Origin of the sequence: Proteus sp. CA142267, assembly GCF_003336825.1 — a bacterium.
Taxonomy (GTDB): Bacteria; Pseudomonadota; Gammaproteobacteria; order Enterobacterales; family Enterobacteriaceae; genus Proteus; species Proteus terrae.
Map to the genome: position 1 here is coordinate 1 of NZ_QPMG01000018.1, position 7151 is coordinate 7151.

The 7151-nt window shown below is 36.7% G+C and carries 10 protein-coding genes and 1 pseudogene; 1 reads left to right on the forward strand and 10 read right to left on the reverse strand.

The window, feature by feature from the left end; all coding sequences use genetic code 11:
- Window positions 1-551 (reverse strand): hemagglutinin repeat-containing protein (locus C0T34_RS17905; RefSeq protein WP_239450341.1); only part of this gene is annotated, 551 nt, incomplete at its 3' end.
- A 458-nt stretch (window positions 552-1009) separates the two neighbouring features.
- Between C0T34_RS17905 and C0T34_RS17910 the strand changes: the two are divergent.
- Window positions 1010-2221, forward strand: a pseudogene (locus C0T34_RS17910) (IS3 family transposase).
- Between the two features lie 36 nt (window positions 2222-2257).
- Here C0T34_RS17910 and C0T34_RS17915 read toward each other — a convergent pair.
- The 9 genes from C0T34_RS17915 to C0T34_RS17955 all read right to left on the reverse strand — a co-directional run.
- The gene (locus tag C0T34_RS17915) at window positions 2258-2779 is read right to left on the reverse strand and encodes a hypothetical protein (protein WP_109850585.1); all 522 of its coding nucleotides are present in this window, start codon (window positions 2777-2779) and stop codon (window positions 2258-2260) included.
- Between the two features lie 78 nt (window positions 2780-2857).
- On the reverse strand, window positions 2858-3100 hold the full coding sequence (locus C0T34_RS17920) for a hypothetical protein (RefSeq protein ID WP_109850586.1): 243 nt from the start codon (window positions 3098-3100) through the stop codon (window positions 2858-2860).
- 2 nt (window positions 3101-3102) lie between these two features.
- Window positions 3103-3426, reverse strand: a complete 324-nt coding sequence (locus tag C0T34_RS17925; RefSeq protein ID WP_109850587.1) for an adhesin — start codon at window positions 3424-3426, stop codon at window positions 3103-3105.
- Window positions 3427-3526: 100 nt separating this feature from the next.
- Window positions 3527-3844, reverse strand: coding sequence for a hypothetical protein (locus C0T34_RS17930; RefSeq protein ID WP_109850588.1), 318 nt, complete (start codon window positions 3842-3844; stop codon window positions 3527-3529).
- A complete protein-coding gene (locus C0T34_RS18260; protein ID WP_109850589.1) occupies window positions 3841-4449 on the reverse strand; it encodes a hypothetical protein in 609 nt (202 codons plus the stop codon). The genes C0T34_RS17930 and C0T34_RS18260 overlap by 4 nt, the downstream gene beginning before the upstream one ends.
- 6 nt (window positions 4450-4455) lie before the next feature.
- Window positions 4456-5106: a VENN motif pre-toxin domain-containing protein gene (locus C0T34_RS17940; protein WP_109850590.1), complete on the reverse strand. Its 651-nt coding sequence runs from the start codon at window positions 5104-5106 to the stop codon at window positions 4456-4458.
- A 107-nt stretch (window positions 5107-5213) separates the two neighbouring features.
- On the reverse strand, window positions 5214-5540 hold the full coding sequence (locus tag C0T34_RS17945) for a hypothetical protein (RefSeq protein WP_109850591.1): 327 nt from the start codon (window positions 5538-5540) through the stop codon (window positions 5214-5216).
- 72 nt (window positions 5541-5612) lie between these two features.
- Window positions 5613-5975 carry a hypothetical protein gene (locus C0T34_RS17950; RefSeq protein WP_109850592.1) on the reverse strand — a complete coding sequence of 121 codons (363 nt, stop codon included), beginning with the start codon at window positions 5973-5975 and terminating at the stop codon, window positions 5613-5615.
- 9 nt (window positions 5976-5984) lie between these two features.
- Window positions 5985-7151, reverse strand: a 1167-nt coding sequence (locus C0T34_RS17955; protein WP_204100992.1) for a VENN motif pre-toxin domain-containing protein, incomplete at its 5' end; no start/stop codon positions are given.

Here is a 7151-nt window from a genome sequence, read left to right on the forward strand (position 1 = left end):
CTTACACCACCAGATTGATGCTCAACTTTATATTCTGCGTAATTATGGATATCACTAAAGCCTAATGTACCTGTATCTAACTGATTATTTTTTGCATCAGCTTTACTGCTGATCACCGCACCATCAAGCTGGGTATGTTTACCCACGGTAAGATCAAATCCTTGATTGCCTGCAAATAAGCCGGTTTGTTCTTCCACTGAACGGTATTTACTGTCCATTTTATCGCGACTAAACGAGATATTGGCTGAACCTCCCGGTGTGCCCATCACATTGACACTACCACCCACACTTTCGCTCGATTGCTTCGATTTGTAGTCATCAATGGATTGCTGGCTTTCAAGATGTAAATCCCCACCCACTTTCGCAATAACTTTATCACCTTGAGCTTGTGCGCCTTTTAGGGTTGTATCTTGACCACTTTGTAAGGTGAGAGTTTGCCCTGCATTTAGCGTCGTATTGGTGTAATAGGTGTGATCGCCCTCTTCAAATCCCTTACCTCGACTACCATTGGCATTAATGTTAACGCCAACACCGCCAGAGCCCACTGTCACACCAACGCCAACAGAAGCGCTTTTACTTTCGTTTTTGCTGTCTGTTGTATTTCGCTGAGAGAACTCAGATTTACACTAAAATTCAGTTCATTCTCCCAGTCGAATAACTATTTATTCAACGGGTGGAGAATGAATAAATCAACTCAAAAGACTTCTGTGTGGAACTGAGATTACTCTCTATAACTAGTTTCTCGTATCAATAGAAATTCCTGCACCATCTGGAATATTTCTAATTTGTAATGCAAGACTCGCTCTAAACTTCATCGCATCTATAGAATTTGATAGATAGAGATTGTCATAAACAGTGTCTAGTCAAAAAAATACTGATTTACCTGTTTTATTAAAAAAACGTGAAAATAAATAAAAAAGATCCTAGCCTAAATTAGGATCTTTTTTAGATATGACTGACCCGTCCTGAATAAGGTTGACACTTTTCCAATCTGAAATTGGAGAGTGTAATGAAACCAATCACTAAACGAACTCAACGCGATTATTCTCTCGCTTTTAAATTACAGCTTGTTGACCAAGTTGAAAAAGGCGAAATGACCTATAAACAAGCCCAAGATCACTACGGTATACAAGGATGCTCTACTGTTTTAGTTTGGCTTCGTAAGCATGGTAGGTTAGATTGGTCAAACGGTACCCCTGATACTTTTTTATAGCGGTTCAGCTATGACTCAATCTTCTGAACAACAAACTCCGGAACAACGCATTAAGAGCCTTGAAAAGGAACTTGAAGAAGCTCGGCTTAAATCCGATTTTTTCGAAGCTGTGGTTAAAGTCATGGATAGAGACTTTGGAGTGCGGTTGTCAAAAAAGTGCAAAACCGAGTTATTAAAGAAAAAACGGTTAAAAACCTCACCGTAACAATTGCTTGCCGTTTTATGCAGATCAGCCGACAGGCTTATTACAAGAGACTGGATAGAACTGAGGAACGAAAGAAAACCGATTCGGCCATTATTGACGTTGTCAAATCTGAACGAGTCTTACAACCTCGACTAGGTGGACGTAAATTACATTTTATTTTAAAGCAAAAACAGATGGTTATTGGTTGTGATCGGCTATTTTCTTTATTGAAAAAACATCAGTTACTGGTGCCTAATAAACGGGCTTATCATCGAACAACTTTAAGCCATCATCGTTTTCATCGGCATCCAAATTTAATTAAGTCAGGATTTATTCCCACACAACCAGAACAGCTTTGGGTGGCGGATATTATCTATTTATCGACACATGAAGGTGATACTTATTTGAGCTTAATTACGGATGCGTATTCACGAAAAATCGTGGGATATCATTTAGATGATAATATGAAAACAAGTTCAGTGAAGAAATCGTTGGTTCAGGCGTTAAAAAAACGGACTTCGACAACTTCGTTAATCCATCATTCAGATCGAGGGATACAGTATTGTTCTTCGGAATATCAGAAAATACATAAAGAGCATAATATTCAATGTTCTATGACTGATGGGTATGATTGTTATCAAAATGCCTTAGCAGAACGAATTAATGGAATATTAAAAATGGAGTATCTACTGATAAAACCCAGTAATCTGGAACAAGCAAGAAAATTAGTAGAAGAATCAATTCAACTCTATAATGAAAAACGGCCACAATTATCATTAAACTATAAAACGCCCGATGAAGTACATCGAGCGTTTTATGCCTGAAAAGTTGTCAATCTATATCAGGACTAGTCATACTATTTAAATAATAATTAGTTCACCATGTTGATCGAAAGATGTCTTAACGTCGTAATTTCGAGTATAAACATTAACTATATATCTCAAATAATTTTTTAGATCCCAATCAGTAGCTTCCACTATTTCTTCATTCTCATCATATTGATAAATGATATTAGGTGTAACTGATGCTGTTAAAACAAAAAAGTATTGAGTATAACTTTCCACTGCAATAAAAAACGGTTTTTTATCTAATAAATCATATTGTTGAATAGCAGAGAGTTCCTCTCTCATTCCTGATTGCATCAATATACTTCCTCTTATTGTTTTTTGATTTCTATAAAAAAGAAGAGGATCATCGCCAAAAAGACCACCACTACAACGCCCTATACTGGTTAAAAAATCATATAACTGACCTTTAACTTCAATATCATATAAACGTTCGATTTTTTTTATTTCATCATCAGAATAACCTCGCATATAGCTAACATCGATAGGTAATTCTAGATAAACTGAGTGTAAATATTCGATGATTTTTATATTCATATTATAATTAATTTCGTCTAAAGCTAGACTCAAGGTGATATATTAAAAATAAAACTTTTACCAAATAGTGTAAAATCATTATATTTTATTCTCCTTTATATAGAGAATTCCAAAGCCAATCCCTGCGGGTATACCTCCGCCTATGCTCATTCTTAACGCTCGTTTAAATTCAATTAAACTAAGTAAAATAGGTCTTTCTGCATAAAAATAAAAGAACAAATCTATGCTAATATAAGTAACTATTGCAACAATCAATAATGATAAAGTAAATAAAATCATTAATGCTATAATAAGTACAATAATATGAAATATTCTTTTCATTGTTATTCTTCAGTTTCATTAATTATGTCTTGCATATAACTTGCACTAACTTCCGCAGCCCCGCTACCACCAATATTATCCGCTCCAGAAGAAATTTTACTTTCGGATACTTCCTGCATAATATAAGACTTTCCCTTAACCTCTGACTCTGAATATTTTCTCAACACTTCATTAAATCCGGGATTATTGCCTTTTGTTATTATTTTACCAACCCAATTAGTTACAGGTTTTACTATAAAATTACCTAATCCATGCCCCATTAATGCTCCACCTCCTGTCGTGATTGCCCCCATTGTTGCACTTTCATCATTTATCGTATTCGTCAATGCTCCTCCTGCTGCATTAAAGAAAACCGGACAGTTGATTATCCGATTGGCAAAGAAGTGAGGGGGTAAGGGAGACCCCTGTGAATGCAGGGATCTATTATCAATAAAAATTATCGTCTAACTGGCCTTCAGATTTTAATATCTCTAAAAATCTTTTATAGGCGGTTTCATCTAATTCAAGCAAGTCATCTAATAATGATTCTTCGATTAAAGCCCAATGATGGACGCTCTTTGCATCATCATTTGAAAAAAAGACTGTTTTAAAATCTAATTGATTATCAATGATTTTTACTTCATCAGCTTTATATGTTTGCAATCCACCATAATTAATAGGCATTCCATAAAAATATGTTTCATCATCAAACCAATAAATAGCAAAAATATCAACAATAGAGCCATCTGATTCTTGTATCTTCATTTAACATTATCCTTTATTGTATCCACCACTTGTTTTGGATCTTGTTGCATCCTCTGAGGTGACGTGATTTTCATATCATAAGCCTTACCAGTCGTTGAATTAAACTGATAATGTATAGTTATTGTTTGTCCATCTGGGAGTTTATGTTTTGCTTCCATTTTTTGAAAACCGGCGCTAGTAGGGAAACGAGGATCTTTATTCATATTTAGTAATTTACTTCCCAGAATTGGATTAGCTTGAACCTCTTTCCAAAATGTTTGCTCATTAAGATCCCGTGGTACTGCTGTTTGTTGTCCAGGCTTCGCCGTTGATATTTTTTCTGCATTTATAATCAGCTGTTTATTATAAACTGAGTTAGCTTCTTTCTGACCAAAATTTTTAGTATTGTTTGAATTCTCGCCAATTCTATTTAGCGCATTTTTTTCTGATTCTAACTTGCTGTTATTGATTCGTTTATCTGTTGTTCCATGATTACCTTTACCACTTCCACCATTAATCATTCCGGGAAGTGCCATCGCTATCAAACCAGCTGTTTCTGGTTCAAGCCCCATTGCCTCAAATCGTTTAGCCCACTTGTGTTCGACTGTGAGCCCTGTCGCATCCATACTCAACTACACTGCAGGCAAATAATCACGAAAATCATCAGGCAACGATTTATCTGCGGCAAGATGTTTTATTGCTGTATCGAAAGCATTCCATTGTTCAACTAAATATCCATACTGCTGTTTACACTGCTCTGGTGAGGTTGAACAAATTTGCTTTATTTCTTCCTGTTGCCGAATATTGGCATCAACCATATCACGAATAACTTGCTGACATTCTTCACCGACACAAGTTCTTGCTTTATGTGCAAAATTTTCTAGTTGATTGGTGCTCAACCAATTATTCTCAACCACCACTTTTCCGGCTTGGGCGGCATTGGCAACACCTGCACTATTATCGCTGATTAAACCGCCGACAATCCCAGAAGTTAACGTTGCCCATGCACTTATATTCTGCTTTTCAGTCTCAGTCAGCTCTTCGGGGGTTTTGCCATAAAGTGAGTGCGATAAAATACCCACCGTTTCGCCCGTCATTGCGCCAGAGGCTTGCACTACTGCATTCTCACCTTTTGCTAACGCAAGGCTGGCATTCAGTAAGCCGTGGGTAATGGTGCGCTGAATATCACTTTCAACACTGTTGCCTTGAATTTGGTTTTTCACTTCATTAGCAAGATAAGGGACGGAACCATTAGCAATCGCGGTAACAATATTGTTGCCCATGACACCTTGCGCAAATGCGGTGATGACTTGGATTGCGCGGGTGTATTTACCCCCCGTGCCAAAATCGGATTGGTTGGTATAATCCTGTAATAATTTCCTTAATAAACTCAGATCAAAAATATTTGAAAACTTTTTATATCCATAGACCTTAACGAGTCGACACAACTAATAAATAAGTCATAATCCTCAGTATCAATGAGCGTTAAAATAATATTTAACTCATGACTATTTTTTAAATCCCCCAAGCATTCAACCAATCTAGCTTTCCAAAATATAGATTTATGCACTAACTCATCAAATAGGTAAATCCAACCTACCTCATTGAATTTACTTAAAATTTTAGCAGATTCAACGACACCGCAATCATACCAATAATCTCCAGGTTCATTATCATTACTAAAATCAGTAATACATAAATCAAATTTTTTATACATGTACATGCCTCAATCGATCGGGCTAGAATCAGGAGTCTGTTTCCAAGAGTTAGCTGGGATTTATCACAATATTTAGATTAGATTTTCACCATTTAAAAGCACAATAATATTTTCCTTCCCTAACTCATTTCTAAGTATGTCTGCTACTTCAGAAGTGTTTAACTCAGAGAAGGATTTATCATTTACTGATATCATAAAATATGACTTCGGTTCTTCAAGCCCAAATTCTTCCGCTATTAGCAAATCCGTTTCCTTTTTATATTTTTCAACTCGATCCTCAATAAATTTCAATTGTTCATGTGCTAACACTTCATTAGCTGCATACATAAGATATGATTGCTCAAATAAATAACCATAATTTAACTTAATTACATCTAATTTAGGCTGTAATGACTCAACATCTAACTTGGTGTAACATGTAATATCAATTGCCATCCCATTCTCCTACTTAATTCTCACTGGCTTACCTGATTGATCTATGACAATAATTTTATCTAATCCTTTAACAGGCCAATCACTAAATTGTTTCTGTAAATCACTAACACTTACTTTTGTATCCGCCAGATTAATAACAACACTATTTGTTTGTCCTTTTTCAACCTTTTTCTCTACCTCTCTCCATATATTCCTAATATTTCCAGAGCTTGGAGCATAATTATCGAAAATTTCACCATTGATTTTATAATCAGGATTTTTTATTCCTGATGTAACTGGGTTTTGTTCAACGTGGAAACCATTCTCCGAGAGTATTCTTGCACTTTCATTCTCCCTTACTAAAGAACGTATATTCTCGGATGTCGCATTAGGTGGTAATTTAGTTTGTGAACCAGTTAAAGATCCAATAGATATTTCCTGATTCACTTTCCCTGAAATTACCTTATTCACAATTTCAGGCGCAACCTCAACACCTTCTTTTTTAGCGACAGCCTGTAAAGTAGCAAGTTCAACAAGTTGTTCTTTTGTCAGTTTAGCTGTATATCCGGCTGTTCCTGTAATTGCTATGCCAGCTGGTGCTGCCTCTGCGCCTAATGTTTCAATAATGAAGGTACCAACTTCATTTGCACAAAGTACAGGATTGGCTAAACAACCTGCGGCGGCTGTATCCGCGACAACAATTAGAGCACTTGATCCTAAGCCAGACACTAACGCTAATTTTAACGCATTATCAACCGCTTGCCCTCGAATACAAGCATCACCAGAAGGACTACTTGAACAAGACATCACATCGCTGACATGGGCTTGAGCAAACTTAACTTGCCCATCTTCAGTACCACCCATCAAGTTATTCTCAACCACCACTTTTCCGGCTTGGGCGGCATTGGCAACACCTGCACTATTATCGCTGATTAAACCGCCGACAATCCCAGAAGTTAACGTTGCCCATGCACTTATATTCTGCTTTTCAGTCTCAGTCAGCTCTTCGGGGGTTTTGCCATAAAGTGAGTGCGATAAAATACCCACTGTTTCCCCTGTCATTGCGCCAGAAGCTTGCACTACTGCATTCTCACCTTTTGCCAACGCAAGGCCTGCATTGAGTAATCCGTGCGCTATCGTACGCTGAATATCACTTTCAACACTGTTGCCTTGAATTTGGTTTTTCACTTCATTAGC

Excerpts from the sequence above, each read along its gene's own strand:
- C0T34_RS17930 (WP_109850588.1), bottom strand. The coding sequence starts at position 3,844 with ATGAAGATACAAGAATCAGATGGCTCTATTGTTGATATTTTTGCTATT.
- C0T34_RS17945 (WP_109850591.1), bottom strand. The coding sequence starts at position 5,540 with ATGTATAAAAAATTTGATTTATGTATTACTGATTTTAGTAATGATAAT.
- C0T34_RS17915 (WP_109850585.1), bottom strand. The coding sequence starts at position 2,779 with ATGAATATAAAAATCATCGAATATTTACACTCAGTTTATCTAGAATTA.
- C0T34_RS17940 (WP_109850590.1), bottom strand. The coding sequence starts at position 5,106 with ATGGGCAACAATATTGTTACCGCGATTGCTAATGGTTCCGTCCCTTAT.
- C0T34_RS17920 (WP_109850586.1), bottom strand. The coding sequence starts at position 3,100 with ATGAAAAGAATATTTCATATTATTGTACTTATTATAGCATTAATGATT.
- C0T34_RS18260 (WP_109850589.1), bottom strand. The coding sequence starts at position 4,449 with ATGGATGCGACAGGGCTCACAGTCGAACACAAGTGGGCTAAACGATTT.
- C0T34_RS17950 (WP_109850592.1), bottom strand. The coding sequence starts at position 5,975 with ATGGCAATTGATATTACATGTTACACCAAGTTAGATGTTGAGTCATTA.